Genomic DNA, 18555 nt, shown 5'->3' on the forward strand with positions numbered 1-18555 from the left:
CGTGACGACGCCGGCCCCGAAGCTCGGGGCCGGCGTCGTCACATCCGATGGACGTCAGGCCGCAGCGACCGTCACCGGTGCGAACCGTCGGCTCCAGTCCCCGGGCAGCTCCGTGATTCCGTACGTCATGACGGCGTTCGACGCGACGGACGCCAGCCCGCGTGCCTTCGCCCAGCTCAGCAGCTCTTCGTGCCGTACGTCGATGTCGGTGCGCAGCGGCCGGTCGGTGCGGGCGGCGAGCGAAGCGAGCAGGGCCTCGGCCGTCGCCGTGTCGCGGGCGATGAGCGGCCCCACGACATGGGTGTCCATGTTGGGCCAGGCGGCCGCGTAACCGATGATCCGTCCACCCTCCTCGGCGACGCGCAGCTGATCGGCGAAGGCGGGCAGGCGGGTGACGATGTGCGTTCGGTCGGCACCGAACACCTCCTCGTCGAGCCGGACGACCGAGGGGAGATCCTCCGCGGTCGCGGCCCGGGTGGCGACCTCCGCCCGGTCACCGGTGGGGACGAAGTGGCCGCGCAGCATCTCGGCACGTCCGGTGACCTTGAAACCGAGCTCCTCGTAGAGCGGCCGGCCGAAGGGGGTCGCGTGCAGGGTGAGGGGCGTGGTGCCCATCGCGGAGACGATGTGACGCATGAGCCGGCGCCCCACGCCCCGGCGGGCATGCCGTTCGGCGACCAGGACCATGCCGACGGCCGCGAGAACGGGCTGTTCCCGCGGTCCGTACTCGGTGACGACACAGGCGGTCACCAGACCACCGTCGGGATCGTCGATGCCGTAACCCTTCCCGGCCGCGAGGAGGAGGCCCCACTTGTGCTCCTCCCGTGGCCACCCCCGGTCCTCGGACAAGTCGGCGCAGGCGGTGAGGTCGCGGAGCGTTAGACGGCGGATGGGCAGAGAGGCAAGGGAAGGTGTCGGCACGCAGGTCAGGCTGTCCGACAGGGGGCTTCGGCGTCCACCCGTTTCAGGAGACTCGTGCGAGCTTTTGGCCATGCCGTGGTCACAGGCGGAGCGCGGACACGGGCACGGGATGTTTCACGTGAAACATACGAGAACGGCGCGTGGCCGCTTCCTTCCCCCGGAGGCGAAGGAAGCAGGAGCCGTTAACCTCGTCGCTCATGGCGAGGCTGCATCTCTTCGATCTCGACGGCACCCTGCTCCACGGCACCTCGGCTCCCGTGGAGATCTCGCGGTAACTGGGACTGGAGGCCGAGGCGATGGCCCTTGACCGGGCGATCTCCTCCGGTCTGATCGGGCCACCGGAGTACGCCACACAGGTGCACGCCCTCTGCGCCGGTCTCACCGAGGCGCATGTGACGGCGGCGTTCGAAGCGGCTCCATGGCTGGCCCGTATCTGCGTCGGACAAGGGCCTGTTCGGCTCTGTGTCGGTCTCCGTCGCGATCAACGCAGACCGGCATCCGAGTGGCCTCGTGACCCACTCCTACACGGGGCGGGACCTCTGGGAAGCGTCTCTGATTGGCTTGGTGATCCCCTGTATAGCCCAGGGATGTAAGCCGATCGCCTTCGTGCCCTGGTGCTGAACAGCGGGAGCTGTCAGCCCTCGTGGCACGTCCCTCCGGACGCTGGTCGGTGAGCTCTCGCGACCTCACCGAGGAGGGCGCCCGACGTCGCCTGGGCGCCGAGCATGCGCGTGGCAGTCTGTCACAGAGTCACTACGGATCGCTAATCCGGCTGGCGACCCTACGAACTGGTGCGGGCCGTGTAAGGTCCGGGCGTCACCCCAGGTCGGGGGCGTGCATGGCGCGTACGCCCTCGATGTTGCCGTCCAGGTAGTGCCGCAGCGACAGCGGTACCAGGTGGACGGAGGCGATTCCGACGCGGGTGAACGGCACGCGGACGATCTCGTACTCGCCGACGGGTTCGTCGACCTCCGGGCCGTGGCGCAGGGACGGGTCCATGGATTCCAGGCGGCATACGAAGAAGTGCTGCACCTTCACGCCGGTGGCGCCGCCGTCCTCGCCGATGTGCTCCACGGTGTCGACGAAACAGGGCACCACGTCGGTGATCTTCGCGCCGAGCTCCTCGTACACCTCCCGGTGCAGGGCGTCCACGACGGTGGAGTCCTCCGGCTCCACCCCGCCGCCCGGGGTGAGCCAGTAGGGATCCACGCCGGGTTTGGTGCGCTTGATCAGAATCAGGTTCTCGCCGTCCAGCAGAACGGCTCGGGCGGTGCGCTTGACCACGGGTCGGACGGTCATGGAGGAAATGTGGCCCGGCTGGTTCCACGTGAAACATCGCGGGAGGGCAGCGGCCGGCTTCCCGCGGTGGGACACCGGACCGGCGGGTCAGCACCAGCCGGTGGCCGCCCGCTCCAGCCACTCGTGGGCCCGCGCGATGTGCGGCATCGCCAGCGTGCCGGTGCGGACCACCAGGAAGTACGTGCGCAGCGGAGGCACCGTCGGTTCGTGCAGGGGCACCACGTCACCCCGCCCGAGCGCGCCCGCGCACAGGTAGCGGGGCAGCACCGCCAGCCCCGCTCCCGCCACGGCGCAGGCCAGCACCGCGCGTAGATCCGGGACGATGACGGTGCCCGGGGCGACGGGGCGGGAATCGAAGACGGAGGCCCAGTAGCGGGCGACGAAGGGCAGCGACTCGTGCACCTCGACCACCGGGACGTGTTCCAGGACCGACGGGCCCGTGCGGTGGAGCGTGCCGGAGCCGATCCGCTCGGCCCAGCGCGGGGCGGCGACCAGGACGTGCTCCTCGTCGCAGAGCGCGGTCGCCGAGAGCAGGGCGCCGCGCGGCCGGACCGTGCTGATGGCCAGATCATGATGTCCGGCGGCCAGTCCCTCGAGGACCTCCTCGGCGGTGCCGAAGGAGGCACGCAGGGCGAAGCTTTGGCCGTCCTCGCCGGTCAGCTCCGTGAGCGCGGGCAGTGCCCGCTCGGCGGTGAACTCCGGAGGGCCGGCCAGATGCAGCGTCCGTAAGGAGGAGTCCTCCTCCAGGCCGGACTCGGCTATCTCCACCAGGGCGTCGAGGTGCGGTGCCGCCTTGTGGGCGAGCTCGTCCCCGATGGTCGTCGGTGTCACACCGCGCGCCTGCCGAAGGAACAGGGGCCGCCCCAGCTGCCGTTCCAGCGTCCGTATCTGCGAGGTGACGGCCGGCTGGGAGAGGCCGAGCAGGGCGGCGGCGCGGGTGAAGGAACCGGCCCGGTGCACGGTCACGAAGGTCCGCAGCAAGGCCAGATCCACGCCACATCCTCCCTCGCCGGTCCCGTCCCGGGTCCGGATGTCCAACCATAAATAAGTCGATAGGTCGCTGTCGCTACTGTGATTGGACACTGACACTGAGTCAACTAGCCTTGGTCACGCGGTTCTTCGCGCGTGGAACCGAGGACGGTCCGAGCCACGAGGGGGGAGGCTCGGACCGTCCGCCGCAGTGTGTCGGGCGCCTGCCGGCCCGGCCGGTCAGCCGGCTGATGCGTCCAGGGCGCGCAGGACGTCCGCGACCAGGTCCTCCGGGTCCTCGGCGCCCACGGAGAAGCGGATGAAGCCCTCCGGCACCGCGTCCCCGCCCCAGCGCCCGCGCCGCTCCGCCGTGGACCGTACGCCGCCGAAGCTCGTCGCGTCGTCCACGAGCCGCAGCGCGTCGAGGAAGCGGTCCGCACGCGCGCGCGTGGGCAGCGTGAAGGACACCACGCACCCATAGCGCCGCATCTGCTGCGAGGCGATCCTGTGCGAGGGGTCGTCGGGCAGCCCCGGATAACGCAGCCCCGTGACCTCGGACCGCTCCCGCAGCGCCCGGGCGAGCGTCAGCGCGGTGGCGTTCTGCCGGTCGACGCGGAGCTGGAGCGTGGCGATCGAGCGGTGCGCGAGCCAGGCCTCCATGGGCCCCGGAATGGCACCGACGATCTTGCGCCAGCGGCGGACGGCGGCCATGGCCTCGGCGTTCCGGCCGGTGACGTACCCCAGGAGCACGTCGCCGTGCCCGGTGAGCTGCTTGGTGCCGCTGGCCACCGCGAAGTCGGCGCCGAGCTCCAGTGGGCGCTGGCCGAGCGGCGTCGCGAGGGTGTTGTCCACGGCGACCAGGGCACCGCGCGCGTGCGCGGCCTCGGCCAGCCGTCGTACGTCGCACACGTCGAGCCCCGGATTCGAGGGCGTCTCGATCCACAGCAGTTTCGCGCCGTCGAGGACCTCGAGCTGGGCGTCGCCGCCCGTCGGCGCGGTCCGTACCTCGATGCCGTACGTCTCCAGCTGCTCCCGCACCAGGGGCAGGGCCTGATAGCCGTCGTTCGGCAGGACGACCGTGTCCCCGGCGCGCAGCTGGGAGAAGAGAACCGAGGAGATCGCGGCCATGCCCGAGGCGAACACCAGGGCCTCGACATCGTCCCGGCCGGGCGCCTCCAGCTCGCCGATGGCCCGTTCCAGCAGCGTCCAGGTCGGGTTCTCGTCCCGGCCGTAGGTGTACGGGCCGGTGGGGTCGCCCGGCAGATGGAAGTGGGCGGCGAACACCGGCCCGGGCAGGGTCGGCTCGTGCTTGACCGGCTCGGGCAGCCCGGCCCGCACCGCGCGGGTGCCGTCGCCCGCCCTGTCCGGCAGCGCCGGCCCGTGGCCCGCACCCGTCGTCGAATCGTTCATGCCGCTCGTCCTTCCACCTGCTCGCGTACCGCGGCGAGCAGTCCGGTGCTCGCCGCCTCCACCATCTCAAGACACGCGTCGAATCCGTCCGCGCCCCCGTAGTAGGGGTCCGGTACGTCGAGATCGTCGCCGGCGGCGGGATCGTAGGAGCGCAGCAGACGCACCTTGTCCGCGTCCCGTTGTGTGGGCGCGAGGCGGCGCAGTGCCCCGAGGTGGCCGGAGTCGAGCGCGATGACGGCATCGAGGCGGGCGAACCAGGACGGGTCGAACCGCCGGGCCGTGTGGCCGGCGTCATAGCCGTTCTCCCGCAGCACGGTCACCGTGCGGGGATCGGCGCCCTCGCCCTCGTGCCAGCCGTCCGTACCGGCGCTGTCCACCTCGACCAGACCGTCGAGTCCGGCCTCCGCCACCTGCGCGCGGAAGACGGACTCGGCCATCGGGGAGCGGCAGATGTTGCCGGTGCAGACGAAGCAGACGCGGTAGGTCATCGGCTTCAGTCCCTGTCGGGCAGGACGACGTTGAGCGCCCAGGAGACGACGGAGATGATCAAGCCACCCAGCACGGCCGTCCAGAAGCCCTCCACGTGGAAGCTCAGGTCGAGCTGGTCGGCGAGCCAGGAGGTGAGCAGCAGCATCAGCGCGTTCACCACCAGGGTGAACAGCCCGAGCGTCAGGATGAGCAGGGGGAGGCTCAGCAGCTGCACAACCGGCTTGACCAGGGAGTTCACCAGTCCGAAGAGCAGTGCGACCAGGAGGAGCGTGCCTATCTCCTTGCCCGTGCTGTCACCGGTCAGGGTGATGTCGTCGAGCAACCACACCGCGACCGCCAGGGCGCCCGCGTTGGCGATCGTCTTGACTAGGAAATTCATCATGTGTCTGATCGTGGCAGACACGATCGGACTCGGGCAGTGAGGCAGGGGCGGGACAGGCGATGAAAGCATTCCGGCTGGACGAACTGGAGGCGGAGCGCGCCGCCAACGACGGGGCATACCTGCAGTTCCTGCGCGAGCGGAACATGTCGGTCGGCCTCTACGCCCTGGACGCCGGCGCCCAGGATCCGCAGCAGCCGCACAGCCAGGACGAGGTGTACTTCGTCGTCAGCGGCCGCGCGGCGATCACCGTCGGCATGGAGACCACCCAGGTGGCACGCGGCAGCGTCGTGTACGTACCGGCCGGAGTGGCCCACAAGTTCCACCACATCAGCGAGGATCTGCGGGTTCTGGTGGTGTTCTCTCCCCCCGAGAGCTGAGGAGCGCCGTCGGGGTTCCCTAGGGGAACGGTCAGGGACGGACAAGGGATCCGAGCCCCCCGCCGGAGCACCCGCCGCCCTAGCATCGAGTGCAGGACATCATCGACACGACCCGGCACTCGGCGGGCGGAGAGGTAAGGACGAGGGCGATGCGAGAGATCTTCACGGGACTGCCGTGGTGGGTGAAGTGGATCGCGGTGCCGGTCATCGCCCTGGTCGTGTTCGGCGGGCTGATAGCGAGCGTGGTCGGCTTCGTGATCGGACTGCTCTTCAAGGCGCTGGTCTTCGTGGCGCTGGTCGGCGGACTGATCTACGTCGTACGGAAGTTCACATCGAGTTCCTCGTCGCGCAGCGACTGGTGAGCCGAGGGGGACCGGTGAGGCGGTAACAGGAATCACCGGTTCCCTCGGGCGGGGGAAGTTTCTCCGGCGGGCCGTCCGCATGCGGTGACAGCCCGTTAGAGTCCGGAACTCGACGCGGGGACGATCCCCGTGAGCGGCGACCCCTCACCCGTGTTCCCCGCACGGGCTGCCCCCTCGCGTTTCGGGAGTGACCCTTGGCCACGACTGGCACCGGCTCCGCGCAGCTGACCGCGGTCCCCCCGCAGCCCCGCTCGCCGACGCCCCCCGCACCGCCGCCCACCGCCACCCTCATCGGCTCCGTCCAGCGAGCCATGCGCCTGCTGGAGACCGTCGCCGGGCACGGCTACGGGGCTCCCGCCAAACAACTGGCCCGCGAGACCGGACTGGCGCTCCCCACCACGTACCACCTGCTGCGCACCCTGGTGCACGAGGGCTATCTGCGCCGCGACAAGGGGCTGTTCTTCCTGGGGGAGGCGGCAGAGCGGCTGAGCAGCAGCGGAGCGGAGCAGAAACGTCGCAGCACGGTGGCCGATGCCCTCGCCCGCTGGCGGGACGCGATCGGCGCCCCCGTGTACTACGCCGTGTACCGCGAGGGCGAGATCGACGTCGTCTGCGTCTCCGACACCCCCGCCCATCCCGCGGTCGAGGAGTGGGCCGACTTCCGGGAGACCGGACACGCCCACGCGATCGGCCAGTGCCTGCTCTCCCAGCTCGACGAGGACGCCCGCCGCGACCACCTCGACCGCCACCCCGTGCGGTCCGTCACCCCGTACACCGTGCGCGACGACCACAGCCTGCTGAGGCGCCTGGAGCGGACGCGGCGCATGGGACCCGTGATGGAGCGCCAGGAGTACGTGCTGGGCACGGTCTGTGCGGCGATCCCCGTCACCGTCGGCTCCGTGGCCGCGTCGGTGGCCATCTCGCTGCCCACGCACCAGGCCGACCGGCTCGTCCCCGCGACACAGCGACTGCAGGCCGAGATGGAGTGCTTCGTCGGGTCACTCACGCTGTCTATCAGTATCTGAAAACTCACTCCTTGTGATCTGCTGTGTACGTTCAGCAAGATTCCCTCTGGTGTCAGGGTCCATGCCCGGCCAGTCCGTGGCGAATGACGGGGTAGGCGATGCGCGAATCCGTACAGGCAGAGGTCATGATGAGCTTTCTCGTGTCGGAGGAGCTGTCCTTCCGCATCCCGGTGGAGCTCCGCTACGACACCTGTGATCCCTACGCCGTGCGGCTGACCTTCCACTTGCCGGGGGACGCCCCCGTGACCTGGGCGTTCGGCCGGGAGCTGCTGATCGACGGCGTCGGACGGCCGTGCGGGGAGGGCGACGTACGCGTCTCGCCGGTGGACCCCGACGTACTGGGCGAGGTGCTGATCCGGCTTCAGGTCGGCAGCGACCAGGCACTGTTCCGTTCGTCGACGGCGCCGCTCGTGGCCTTCCTCGACCGCACCGACAAGCTGGTGCCACTGGGCCAGGAGGGGGCGCTCGCCGACTTCGACGCCCACCTCGACGACGCACTGGACCGGATCCTGGCGGAGCAGAGCGCCGGCTGAAGCGTTACGCCAGTCGGGTGGACCGGTGGCGGAACGCTTCAGCGCGCTCCGCCCGCCACGCGGGACATCAGCGCTTACGGCGCCTGCCCCGCCCGCCGCGCCCCACGGCCGGCCGCGCGTCCGATGCCTGCCCGGCTCCCTGCGTCTGTGCCGGTCCGTGTCCCTGCGCCTGAGCCGTCGGGCGGTCGGCGGAGACCACCAGCGCGGCCAGGGCCGTGGTCACCGGCACCGAGGCCACCAGGCCGATCGAGCCGATCAGGGTGCGCACGATCTCCTCCGCGACCAGCTCGCTGTTGGCGACCGTCCCCACGCTGCTCTGCGCGATGGAGAACAGCAGCAGCAGCGGCAGCGCGGCGCCCGCGTAGGCGAGGACCAGCGTGTTGACCACGGACGCGATGTGATCGCGGCCGATGCGGATGCCCGCGCGGTACAGCCCGCGCCAGCCTGTCGACGGGTTGGCCTCGTGCAGCTCCCAGACCGCGGACGTCTGGGTGACCGTCACGTCGTCGAGGACACCGAGCGAACCGATGATGACGCCGGCCAGCAGCAGACCGCTCATGTCGATCCCGGGATACAGCCCGTGGATCAGACCGGTGTTGTCGTCGGTGTTGCCGGTCAGCGCGGCCCACTCGATGAACACCGAACCCAGGAAGCCGATCAGCAGCAGCGAGATCAGTGTGCCGAGCACCGCCACCGACGTACGCGCCGACAGCCCGTGGCACAGGTACAGCGCGATCAGCATGATCGCGCTCGCCCCCACCACCGCCACGACCAGCGGGTTCGACCCCTGCAGGATCGCGGGCAGGATGAAGAAGTTGAGCACCAGGAAGCTGATCGCCAGTGCGACCAGCGCCATGACGCCGCGCAGCCGCCCCACGGCCACGACGGCGAGCGCGAAGACGCCCGCGAGCAGCGCCAGCGGGAAGCGCCGGTTCACATCGGTGACCGAGTACTGGAGGTCCTCGGGCGCGGAGGGCTCGTAGGCCACCACGACCTTCTGGCCCTCGTGCAGTTGCCGGGACTGGTCCGGCTGCACGATCTCGTTGAACGTACGGCCCTTGTCGTCACCGGTGTCGACCCGGATCGTCGCCTTCTTGCAGGTGCCGTCCGCCTGCTGCTGGGCGGAGGAGCCCTCGGCGGTGGAGGTGTCGCCGGTCGGGACGCCTCCGGAGGCGTTGACGGACTGACAGCTCAGCTCGACCACCTTGGTGACCGTGGCGTGCTGCGTCTGCCGGTCGAAGCCGACGCCGGTGCGCTCGTGCGCCGGGGCACCGCCCGGCCACAGCACGGCGAGCCCGATCAGCACCGCCGCCGCGAACGGGATGAGGATCGCCGCGATGACCTTGCGCAGGTGCTGGGAGACGGGCGCCGCCGGGCCGTGACCGTGGCTGTGCCCGTGCCCGTGGGCGTGGCCGCCGCCGTCTCCGGCGCCGGGCGCGCGCGACGGTTCGGGCGGTGGAAACGGAGGAGGTTGAGTGGGGGTCACCGCCCGATCATCGCAAGAACGGGATGGGGCCCTCTGTTCACCGCGCCAGAAATGACGCTAGCGTGGAGTCGCTTTTGTACACGCGGGAGCTCGGAGCACCGGGCTGAGAGGGCGCTGACCTCCGTCCCAGCGACGTTTCACATGAAACATCACCGAAGGCGAGTGATGTTTCCCACGGAACGTCGGCAGACGGAAACCGCTGCGTCGACCGCCGAACCTGTTACCGGGTAATGCCGGCGTAGGGAGTAGGTCTCATGACCAACAAGGACGCACGCACGCCTGCCTCCACGCAGAACTCCGCCCAGGAGGAGAACACGGAGGCCGGGAAGTCCGTCGGCTGGCACAAGGCGTACGTCGAGGGCACACGCCCCGGCCTGCGGGTGCCGGTCCGCCAGGTGCACCTCACCAACGGGCGGTCGGTCACGCTGTACGACACATCGGGCCCGTACACCGATCCGCTCGTCGACACCGACGTCCGCCGGGGCCTGGCTCCGCTGCGGGAGAACTGGATCATCTCCCGCGGTGACACGGAGGAGTACGCGGGCCGTCCCGTCCGTCCCGAGGACGACGGGATCAAGCACACCTCTCCGCGCGGGGGCCTGCGCAATCTGGACGCCGTGTTCCCCGGCCGGCCGCGCCTGCCGCGCCGGGGCCGCGCGGGTCAGGCGGTCACACAGCTCGCGTACGCGCGCCGTGGCGAGATCACGCCCGAGATGGAGTACGTGGCGATCCGGGAGAACGTCGTGCCCGAAGTGGTCCGCGAGGAGATCGCGGCGGGCCGGGCGGTGCTGCCGGCCAACGTCAACCACCCGGAGATCGAGCCGATGATCATCGGCAAGCGGTTCCTGGTGAAGGTCAACGCCAACATCGGCAACTCGGCGGTGACGTCCTCCATCGAGGAGGAGGTCGAGAAGATGACCTGGGCGACCCGCTGGGGCGCCGACACGGTTATGGACCTCTCCACCGGCCGGAACATCCACACCACCCGCGAGTGGGTGCTGCGGAACTCCCCCGTCCCCATCGGCACCGTGCCGCTCTACCAGGCCCTGGAGAAGGTCGACGGCCGGGCCGAGGAACTGACCTGGGAGATCTACAAGGACACGGTCATCGAGCAGGCCGAGCAGGGCGTGGACTACATGACGGTCCACGCGGGCGTGCGTCTGGCGTACGTGCCGCTCACCGCGAACCGCAAGACCGGCATCGTCTCGCGCGGCGGCTCGATCATGGCCGCGTGGTGCCTGGCGCACCACAAGGAGTCGTTCCTGTACGAGAACTTCGAGGAGCTCTGCGAGATCCTCGCCGCGTACGACGTCACGTACTCGCTCGGCGACGGCCTGCGGCCCGGGTCCATCGCGGACGCCAACGACGAGGCGCAGTTCGCGGAGTTGCGCACGCTCGGGGAACTCAACGCGGTCGCGAAGCGTTTCAACGTTCAGACCATGATCGAAGGCCCGGGGCATGTCCCGATGCACAAGATCAAGGAGAACATCGACCTTCAGCAGGAGATCTGCGATGAAGCCCCGTTCTATACGCTCGGCCCGCTGACGACGGACGTCGCGCCCGCGTACGACCACATCACGTCCGGCATCGGCGCCGCGATGATCGCCTGGTGGGGCACGGCCATGCTCTGCTACGTCACGCCCAAGGAGCACCTGGGCCTGCCCAACCGTGACGACGTCAAGACCGGCGTCATCACCTACAAGATCGCAGCCCACGCCGCCGACCTCGCCAAGGGCCACCCGGGTGCCCAGGAGTGGGACGACGCGCTGTCCGACGCCCGCTTCGAGTTCCGGTGGGAGGACCAGTTCAACCTCGCTCTCGACCCGGACACGGCACGCGAGTTCCACGACGAGACCCTGCCGGCGGAACCCGCCAAGACGGCCCACTTCTGCTCGATGTGCGGCCCGAAGTTCTGTTCCATGAAGATCAGTCAAAGCATCACGGAGCGGTTCGGCGGTACGGCGGCCGAGGGGGCCTCCCCCGAGGAGATCGCCGAGGGCATGCTCCAGAAGTCCAGGGAGTTCGCCGAGGCGGGCAACCGGGTGTACCTCCCGCTGGCCGACTGAGTCCTTCCCGGGAATCCGGTCCGGTGTGCCGCGTACCGGACCGGATTCTCCGGCTCCGTCACCTCGTGGTGTCGTGCGGGTGACGGCGGAGGCCCCTTGAACCCAAGGGGTCGCCGCCCGGGTCCTGGGCGTGGAACGGCGGACAACGCCGTGAGCGCCGAACCATGGGACCGATCGGGCACCTCTCGCACCACTCCGTGCTCAGATTCCCGCGCCTGCGTGGGGGAACTGCCTCCGGACATGACCGGCTGGCGGGACGAGACAGCCGAGGAGAGCGAGCGGCTGCGAGCGGAGGGAGGAGCTCCGCTGTGGAACGGTCCGCGGTACGCCGTCGATTCCCTGGACGTCTCCCGTACCGCTCTCGAAGAGAAGTCCGAGGTGCACCTGAGGCTCCGTCCGACCGACTACTGCACCTTCCTGGCCGCGCGACAACTCGACCGCCGGCTTCCGGACGGTACGACGCCCCGGTCCCGTTACCTGGATCCGGACGAGCCGTCGAAGGCCCCCTCCTTTCTGCAGTGCGGCCTGGGCGTCAATGCCGCGGTGGTCACCGCCGACGACATGCTCGTGGTGACCCGACGCGGCGATCGGGTCCGTACGGCACCGGGCGTCTGGAACTCCTCCGTCAACGAGGGACTGTCGAGACACATCGATTCCTCCGGGAGGAACGCGTCCGATCTCCACGCGGTGACCCGCCGCGGAATGCGGGAGGGACTGTCCCTGGAGTTCCACGCATACTCGCTCGACCTCCTGGCCCTCGTGCTGGACGTGGACGGTCGGGGCTGGGGCGCCCACTTCCACGCACGGCTGAAGGACCTCGGAAGCACGGGCCTCAAGACGCGCATGAGCCGGGGCGTCGCCGACCGGTGGGAGCACCGGACCATCGACTTCGTCCCCTTCCGTCCGGCGACGGTGGTCAGGTACCTGCTGCGGGAGGACCGCGTCCACCGGTGGGCGGTGACGGCACCCACGCTGTTCCACCTCGCTCTCGTGCACGCCTTCGGCCGCTCGACCGTCGAACGGGTCGAGACGCGGATTCTCCGCCGCCTGTGGTGCACACCAGCCTCGTGCGGTCATCGACGGAGCTTTCCGGGACATCCGTCGTGAACACGGCGGAAGCCGGGACGAGACCGAGGAGGGGACGGCTCAGAAGCCGAAGGGGTTCGCGGCGGCGGGCAACCGCGTGCGCCTGCCGATCGCGGACCGGGCGTTCGCCGCGGGCGACGCGGGGGCGGTGCCCGTCGTGGGTGCCGCTTCCGCGGGGCGGCAGGTGTGGTGGCCCCTCCCCTTCGCCGGGGCGGGTGGGCAGACTGGCCCCATGACAGCGAGTCCGATGAGCAAGGGGTCCAATCTTCCCGTCGATGCCCGCGTGGTGCGCGTTGTGCTCGCTTGGGCGGCCGGGGCCGGTGTGCCCGACATCGATGCCTCGGCGCTGCTCCTCACGGAGGCCGGGCGGGTGCGGGACGACGGGGACCTCGTCTTCTACAACCAGCCTCGTCACACGTCCGGCGCCGTGACGCATCTCGGGAAACAGCGCGGAGCGCGGGACACGACCGACACCGTGGAGGTGGACCTGGGGGCCGTGGAGGGGGCGGTCGAGCGGATCGTGCTGTGCGCGTCGGCGGACGGCGGGACGTTCGGGCAGGTGCCGGGACTGGTGCTCAGGCTGCTCGACGCCGGGGCGGGGACCGAGCTGGCCCGGTTCGACATGGCGGCGGGGACGGAGACCGCGTTCATCGGCGGCGAGTTGTACCGACGGCAGGGGAAGTGGAAGTTCCGGGCGGTGGGGCAGGGGTATGCCTCCGGACTCGCGGGTCTGGCCACGGACTTCGGCATCACCGTGGACGACGCGCCCCCGGCCTCGTCCGCTTCCCCCGTGGCCGCCACGCCCCCGGTCCCGTCCGCTTCCCCCGTGGCCGCCACGCCCCCGGTCCCGTCCGCTTCCCCCGTGGCCGCCGCGCCCCCGGTCCCGTCCGCTTCCCCCGTGGCCGCCGCGCCCCCGGCCCCGCCGGTCTCATCCGCGGCCACCTCGGCCCCGGTTCCGCCGCCCCCGCCCGTGCCTCCCGCCGTGCCGGCCGCGCCCGCCCAGCAGTCTGCCGTGCCCCACCCCCACCCCGGTGCTCCGCGGCTCACCAAGGGCGAGGAGAGGCTGCCCGTCGACATGCGCAAGCGGTTGTCGCTGCGCAAGGAACAGGTGGCGGTCAGTCTGCGCAAGCACGGGGCCGCCGAGGTCACCGCACGCGTCATCCTCGTACTCGACGCCTCCGGGTCCATGTCCTTCCTGTACTCCAAGGGGGTCGTGGCCGACGTCGTCGAGCGGATGGCGGCGGTCGCCGCGCAGCTGGACGACGACGGTGAGATGCAGGCCTGGACGTTCGCCTCGAACCCGGCCCGGCTGCCGGATCTGCGGCTGGGTGAGCTTCCCGAGTGGCTGCGGCTGCATGTGCGGGTGGGGGAGGTGGGCCTGTTCCGGCGCGGACGGAAGAAAGGGCTGGAGCCCAGCCAGGTCGACATGCGGGAGGTGGGCATCCAGAACGAGGAGCAGAAGGTCATCGCCGAGGTGCGGGCGTTCGTCCGGGGCGAGCCCACGTCCGCTCCGACCCTCGTCCTGTTCTTCTCCGACGGCGGCGTCTACCGCAACAAGGAGATCGAGCGCGAGCTCCGTGAGGCGGTGGAGGAACCGGTCTTCTGGCAGTTCGTGGGGCTGGGAAAGTCAAATTACGGCGTGCTGGAGCGGTTCGACACGCTGCCGGGACGCCGTGTCGACAACGTCGGGTTCTTCGCCGTCGACGACATCAGCACCGTGCCGGACGCGGAGCTGTACGACCGTCTGCTCTCCGAGTTCCCGCAGTGGATCACGGCCGCGGGACGGGCGGGCATCCTCTGAGACCCGGCCCGGCCCGGCCCGGCCGTCCGGCCCGTCGTCGGATCCGTCCATCCGGCTCGCGCCTCCGGTACGGAGAGCGCAAGCCGACGGACGGGCCGCCCGGCTACTCCGGCCGGTGCTCCGGTCCCCCGAAGTCCGGGCTCGAGTAGTCCGGGCTGGAGTAGCTCGGCCGTGTGCCACGGGCCGCTCCCTCCTCCGGGCTGGAGAAGCCCGGCCGGCCGTACCCCAGGTGCGGGATACGGCTGGTCGGCGGAGGCGGTGCCGTGTGCTGCAGCGCGGTGACCGTCGCCGGGTCGGTGAGCGCGTCCCGCAGGAACGGCAGGATCCCCCGCTCCAGCAGGGCATCGCGCCAGGCGTCCCTGGCCAGGGCCACCTCCCCGTCGAGTTCGTCGTACGACCTGCCGAGCGCCGAGGGCTTGTTGCGCAGTGCGGTGAGCAGCAGGCCCACGGCGGCGACGAGGATGGCGACCGCCGTCACCGCGCCGAACACCCACCCCGTGGTGAGCATGGTCCGGGCGAACGCGGCGTCGGGGTCGAGCATCCGCAGGACGTAGCCGACGAGCAGGAAGATCGCGGCCGCGGTTCCGGCCAGGACGGGTGCCAGGACGGCGACGACGGCGAGGGCGCCGGCCCCGGTGGTCTCGGCGACCTCTCCCATGGTGGCGGCGAGCCCCATCGCGTTCGTGCCCGGCTCGGTGGGGCCGGACTCACGGACGGACGGGGTGGACGACTCCGGTGGCCGGCGCCGTTCCTCGCGGACCTTCACATAGTGCTGGTACTCGGTCGCCGCGGCCGTCGTGATGATCGCCGTGGCGTCGAGTGCCATCGTGCGCAGTTGTTCCGAGTTGAGCCGCTGTCCGACCGCGGCCAGTTCCGGGTGGTGTGGTGCGGAGCGCAGCGCCTCATCGAGAATCCGCTGGTATTCCCGGCGGTCCTCGCTCAGCAGGTGCTGCGGAACGCTGTTCATGTGCATCCCCCGATGCTCCGTAGGGCTTGGGGCTCGGCATGCTGACGAGCCGTCGGGCAGAAACGGAGGGGAGCCTGCTACGGATAAGCCGATGGTAGAGCGGTGACGGCGCGCGGTGACAGGGGGTTTACCGAAATTGGCACGTGCACGGGGCGGTTTCGGGCCGCACGGTCACGGCCCGCTGAACCGTCAGACGCCCAGCGGCAGTTGCTGGACCAGCAGTTTTCCGGCCATGGTGACCCCGCCGTCCATCGCGATGGCGAGTCCGTCGGCGTAGACATGAGGTCCGGTGACCACGGGGCCGCTGTCGTCCTCGTCGTCCTCGGAACCGACCTGACCCGTCAGATAGGGGATCGGGCTGTGGCCGTGAACGACCCGGGTGCCGCCGTACGTATCCAGCAGGGAGCGCACCGCGTCGGCGCCGCCCTCGTCACGGAAGGAGAACCGCTTGGTGAACTTGCGGAACAGGTCCCAGACCTCGTCGGCGTCGTTGCGGGTGAGCGTCTCGCGGACGGTGTCGTTGACCTCTTCGATGGAGCGGCCGTAGTCGAGGTAGGCGGTGGTGTCGGAGTGCAGCAGCAGATGGCCGTCGACCGCCTCGACGGCGTCGAGGCGGGACATCCACTGCAGGTGGTGGTCCTGGAGGCGGTCCATGTCGGTCTTCTGCCCGCCGTTGAGCAGCCAGGCCGCCTGGAAGGTGGCGGTGCCGGCCCCGGAGTTGACGGGGGTGTCGCCGAACCGCTTGGCGCCGATCAGCAGCAGCTCGTGGTTGCCCATGAGGGCCTTGCAGTAGCCGCCGGCGGCGGCGGCCTCGGCGGACAGCCGCATCACGAGGTCGATGACGCCGATGCCGTCCGGGCCGCGGTCGGTGAAGTCGCCGAGGAACCACAGCCGCGCGGTGCCGGCGCACCACTGGCCCGCCGGGTCGAGCAGGCCCTGCTCCTGGAGGGCGGCCACCAGCTCGTCGAGGTAGCCGTGGACGTCGCCGACCACGTACAGCGGTCCCTGGCCGGTGGCGGGCTGCGGGGCGGGGGCGGACGCGGGGTCGACGGTCACCTGAACAGTGTCACCCCGATTGATGATGGGGAGGTCCCGCTGGGTGGGTGTGTATCCCTCCGGGTAGGTCTCCTCGGAGGGCGGGACGACGTCGCCGGGGTGCGTGCTCTGGGCGTACGGACCGGTCTCGTGGACGTACGCGGGTACCCGGAAGTCGCGCAACGTCGCCGTCCGCTCCACCTCGGGTCCCTGACCGGCCCCCTGAGTCATCGACCCCTCCACCATCGCGCCGCTTCTGCACCGCGTCGGACTGCCTGGTCGCAGCGGCCCGCGGTGTCGTGGGCCCATCATAGGAATGCGGATCGCGCCGTGTGATGACCCAGGGGTGGTGAATCAGAGCAAGACTCCGGTTCACCGCGGCTTTCGCCCCGTTTGAGGCGGTCTTCGTCCGCCCTGGACTCGCCCCTGCCGCGCGCTTCCGCCAGTGACCGGCCACCATCGTGTTCCGGGGGCCCGCCTGTTTCGCCCGGAGGGGCGACCGGAGAGCCCTTTCTTTCCTCTCCTCCGGGTCGCCGCGGAACTGCCGCTTCCCCCCTCCGGAAGCGGAAGCTCCACGCTCCGACCGCGATACGCCCCACCGTGGCGCCCCCGCATCCCGACCACCGGGGCTCCCGCAGGCGCCCATCCGCGGGAGTGGGGTGTGGTGGTGCGGCGGAGGCCGCCGCTTACCCGGTCCCCACCCCGGTTCACTGCGGCAGCACGGTACGGGCCCGACTGCGGCGGCCTCGCCGCACCACACCCCCGGCCCCACGACGCACCCCCACACGGGCCCCCACGCGGGCCTCCGCCTCACGACCCCTTCGGCGACCTCGGCGGACTGACCGTCGTACGGGGCGGACGCCGCTGCGAGGAGGTCCGCACGATCAGCTCGGTCGGTATGACCTGCTCCACCGGTTGGTCCGAGTCGACCCCCTCGATGGCGTCGATGAGCAGCTGGATCACCGCCGTGCCGATGCGGCGCGGTTTGAGGGAGAGCGTGGTGACGGGCGGCTCGGTGTTGGCGTAGACCGTGGACTCGCTGCAGCAGACGAGCAGCAGGTCGTCCGGGACGCGCAGGCCGTAACGGCGGGCGGCGGCGAGCAGGTCGGTGCCGTTCGGATCGAACAGGCCGTAGACGGCGTCGGGCCGGTCGGGGCGGGCGAGCAGCCGGTCGGCGGCGACGGCGCCCGCGCACGGATCGTGCGCCGGGTAGGCCTCGTAGACCGGGTCCTGGCCCACGCGCTCGCACCAGCGCAGATACGCGGTGGTCGACAGGTGGGTGTACGTGTCGGTGGTGGTGCCGGTGAGCAGGCCGATGCGGCGGGCGCCGGCGTCGGCGAGGTGGTCGAGGATGCCCGTCACGGCGGCCTCGTGGTCGTTGTCGACCCAGGCGGTGACCGGCAGCGAGCCGGCCGGGCGGCCGTCGGAGACGACCGGTAAGCCCTGGCGGACCAGCTCGCTGACGACCGGGTCCTGGTCGGAGGGGTCGATGACGACCGTGCCGTCCAGGGCGACGTTGGACCACACGTCGTGGCGGGAGGTCGCGGGCAGGATGACGAGGGCGTAGCCGCGGGCGAGCGCGGCGGAGGTGGCGGCGCGCGCCATCTCGGCGAAGTACGCGAACTCGGTGAAGGTGAAAGGTTCATCCCCGTACGTCGTCACGGTCAGGCCGATGAGTCCGGACTTCCCGGTGCGGAGCGTACGGGCGGCGGCCGAGGGGCGGTACCCCAGTCTGTCGGCCACCTCGCGGACGTGGCGCCGGGTGGCGTCCGGGAGCCTGCCCTTGCCGTTGAGGGCGTCGGAGACGGTCGTGATGGAGACTCCGGCGGCGGCGGCCACGTCCCTGATGCCCGCTCGTTCCGGCCGGCTGCCTCGGCGTGAGGTATCCGCGCGGCTCACCTGGTGCTTCCCTGCTGCTGTCATGGCGAGCCGATAGTAGGGCTCATGCGGTGGGGTAGGGCGGACGCATATGCACGTATTGACAGGCACGTTTCTGCATGATCATTTAGAGCCAATTACCTTGGAAGTAAAGGACGTTGAACGTTCCCATGCCAGGAGCTGGCGTGTCGGCGCATGCGAGCCTGCCGTGGGTGCGATGTTGCGAAGAGGTCTCAACTCACCTGCACGGGGGACGCGCGCCACGGCGCAAGCCACCGGCGCGTAGATATATGTACAGCGCGCCCCTGGCCCGCACGCCATTCGTACACCTTCGGGTTACGTTGCCCTTGTTGCCGCTGTGACGTACGAGGCAGGCGTGAGCGTCCGCCGCTCCTCTACGCAGCGGCGGCGAATCCTCTTAAGGTGAGCAGTATTGGATGTCGGCGGCGGACACGGGTGCCGCCGGTCT

Annotated in this window: 17 protein-coding genes, 1 pseudogene and 1 riboswitch; of the genes and pseudogenes, 8 read left to right on the top strand and 10 right to left on the bottom strand. The window is 70.5% G+C overall.

Going from position 1 to position 18555, the window contains the following annotated elements; translation table 11 throughout:
• Positions 1-54: 54 nt before the first annotated feature.
• Positions 55-921: a GNAT family N-acetyltransferase gene (locus ACIA6T_RS11280; protein WP_399446280.1), complete on the bottom strand. Its 867-nt coding sequence runs from the start codon at positions 919-921 to the stop codon at positions 55-57.
• A 197-nt stretch (positions 922-1118) separates the two neighbouring features.
• Here ACIA6T_RS11280 and ACIA6T_RS11285 point away from each other — a divergent pair.
• A pseudogene (locus tag ACIA6T_RS11285) lies at positions 1119-1542 on the top strand (hypothetical protein).
• Between the two features lie 195 nt (positions 1543-1737).
• Here the strand turns inward: ACIA6T_RS11285 and ACIA6T_RS11290 are convergent.
• From ACIA6T_RS11290 to ACIA6T_RS11310, 5 genes are all read right to left on the bottom strand, one after another.
• On the bottom strand, positions 1738-2220 hold the full coding sequence (locus tag ACIA6T_RS11290) for an NUDIX domain-containing protein (RefSeq protein WP_385046936.1): 483 nt from the start codon (positions 2218-2220) through the stop codon (positions 1738-1740).
• An 87-nt stretch (positions 2221-2307) separates the two neighbouring features.
• On the bottom strand, positions 2308-3213 hold the full coding sequence (locus tag ACIA6T_RS11295) for a LysR family transcriptional regulator (RefSeq protein WP_399446281.1): 906 nt from the start codon (positions 3211-3213) through the stop codon (positions 2308-2310).
• 216 nt (positions 3214-3429) lie between these two features.
• Positions 3430-4599: a cystathionine gamma-lyase gene (locus ACIA6T_RS11300; RefSeq protein ID WP_399446282.1), complete on the bottom strand. Its 1170-nt coding sequence runs from the start codon at positions 4597-4599 to the stop codon at positions 3430-3432.
• The gene (locus ACIA6T_RS11305) at positions 4596-5087 is read right to left on the bottom strand and encodes a low molecular weight protein-tyrosine-phosphatase (RefSeq protein ID WP_399446283.1); all 492 of its coding nucleotides are present in this window, start codon (positions 5085-5087) and stop codon (positions 4596-4598) included. The genes ACIA6T_RS11300 and ACIA6T_RS11305 overlap by 4 nt, the downstream gene beginning before the upstream one ends.
• A gap of 5 nt (positions 5088-5092) precedes the next feature.
• The gene (locus ACIA6T_RS11310; RefSeq protein WP_399446284.1) at positions 5093-5470 is read right to left on the bottom strand and encodes a phage holin family protein; all 378 of its coding nucleotides are present in this window, start codon (positions 5468-5470) and stop codon (positions 5093-5095) included.
• 59 nt (positions 5471-5529) lie between these two features.
• On the opposite strand from ACIA6T_RS11310, the gene ACIA6T_RS11315 reads away from it, so the two are divergent.
• The 4 genes from ACIA6T_RS11315 (at position 5530) to ACIA6T_RS11330 (ending at position 7767) form a co-directional block, all read left to right on the top strand.
• Positions 5530-5847 (top strand): cupin domain-containing protein, encoded by a 318-nt coding sequence (locus tag ACIA6T_RS11315; protein ID WP_004929283.1) that lies wholly within the window; start codon positions 5530-5532, stop codon positions 5845-5847.
• Positions 5848-5996: 149 nt separating this feature from the next.
• Positions 5997-6209: a DUF5326 family protein gene (locus ACIA6T_RS11320; RefSeq protein WP_398927556.1), complete on the top strand. Its 213-nt coding sequence runs from the start codon at positions 5997-5999 to the stop codon at positions 6207-6209.
• A gap of 194 nt (positions 6210-6403) precedes the next feature.
• The gene (locus ACIA6T_RS11325; protein WP_399446286.1) at positions 6404-7234 is read left to right on the top strand and encodes an IclR family transcriptional regulator; all 831 of its coding nucleotides are present in this window, start codon (positions 6404-6406) and stop codon (positions 7232-7234) included.
• A 98-nt stretch (positions 7235-7332) separates the two neighbouring features.
• The gene (locus tag ACIA6T_RS11330; RefSeq protein ID WP_030820186.1) at positions 7333-7767 is read left to right on the top strand and encodes an SsgA family sporulation/cell division regulator; all 435 of its coding nucleotides are present in this window, start codon (positions 7333-7335) and stop codon (positions 7765-7767) included.
• Positions 7768-7834: 67 nt separating this feature from the next.
• Here ACIA6T_RS11330 and ACIA6T_RS11335 read toward each other — a convergent pair whose 3' ends face one another.
• Positions 7835-9253, bottom strand: coding sequence for a YibE/F family protein (locus ACIA6T_RS11335; RefSeq protein WP_399446287.1), 1419 nt, complete (start codon positions 9251-9253; stop codon positions 7835-7837).
• 72 nt (positions 9254-9325) lie between these two features.
• Positions 9326-9515: riboswitch (TPP riboswitch) on the top strand.
• Here ACIA6T_RS11335 and thiC point away from each other — a divergent pair.
• The 3 genes from thiC to ACIA6T_RS11350 all read left to right on the top strand — a co-directional run bounded on the left by thiC (position 9508) and on the right by ACIA6T_RS11350 (position 14206).
• Positions 9508-11319 carry a phosphomethylpyrimidine synthase ThiC gene (thiC, locus tag ACIA6T_RS11340; protein WP_399446288.1) on the top strand — a complete coding sequence of 604 codons (1812 nt, stop codon included), beginning with the start codon at positions 9508-9510 and terminating at the stop codon, positions 11317-11319. It overlaps the preceding riboswitch by 8 nt.
• 240 nt (positions 11320-11559) lie before the next feature.
• Entirely contained in the window at positions 11560-12426 is an 867-nt protein-coding gene (locus ACIA6T_RS11345; protein ID WP_399446289.1) for a hypothetical protein, read from the top strand.
• Positions 12427-12637: 211 nt separating this feature from the next.
• Positions 12638-14206: a VWA domain-containing protein gene (locus tag ACIA6T_RS11350; RefSeq protein WP_399446290.1), complete on the top strand. Its 1569-nt coding sequence runs from the start codon at positions 12638-12640 to the stop codon at positions 14204-14206.
• 103 nt (positions 14207-14309) lie between these two features.
• On the opposite strand, the gene ACIA6T_RS11355 is transcribed toward ACIA6T_RS11350, so the two are convergent.
• The 3 genes from ACIA6T_RS11355 to ACIA6T_RS11365 all read right to left on the bottom strand — a co-directional run bounded on the left by ACIA6T_RS11355 (position 14310) and on the right by ACIA6T_RS11365 (position 18131).
• Positions 14310-15179, bottom strand: a complete 870-nt coding sequence (locus tag ACIA6T_RS11355; protein WP_399446291.1) for a hypothetical protein — start codon at positions 15177-15179, stop codon at positions 14310-14312.
• 183 nt (positions 15180-15362) lie between these two features.
• Positions 15363-16454, bottom strand: a complete 1092-nt coding sequence (locus ACIA6T_RS11360) for a metallophosphoesterase (RefSeq protein WP_399446292.1) — start codon at positions 16452-16454, stop codon at positions 15363-15365.
• Positions 16455-17018: 564 nt separating this feature from the next.
• A complete protein-coding gene (locus ACIA6T_RS11365) occupies positions 17019-18131 on the bottom strand; it encodes a LacI family DNA-binding transcriptional regulator (RefSeq protein WP_399446293.1) in 1113 nt (370 codons plus the stop codon).
• Positions 18132-18555: the final 424 nt, after the last annotated feature.

It is taken from the genome of Streptomyces sp. NPDC051740, assembly GCF_044453165.1.
Lineage (GTDB): Bacteria > Actinomycetota > Actinomycetes > Streptomycetales > Streptomycetaceae > Streptomyces > Streptomyces atrovirens.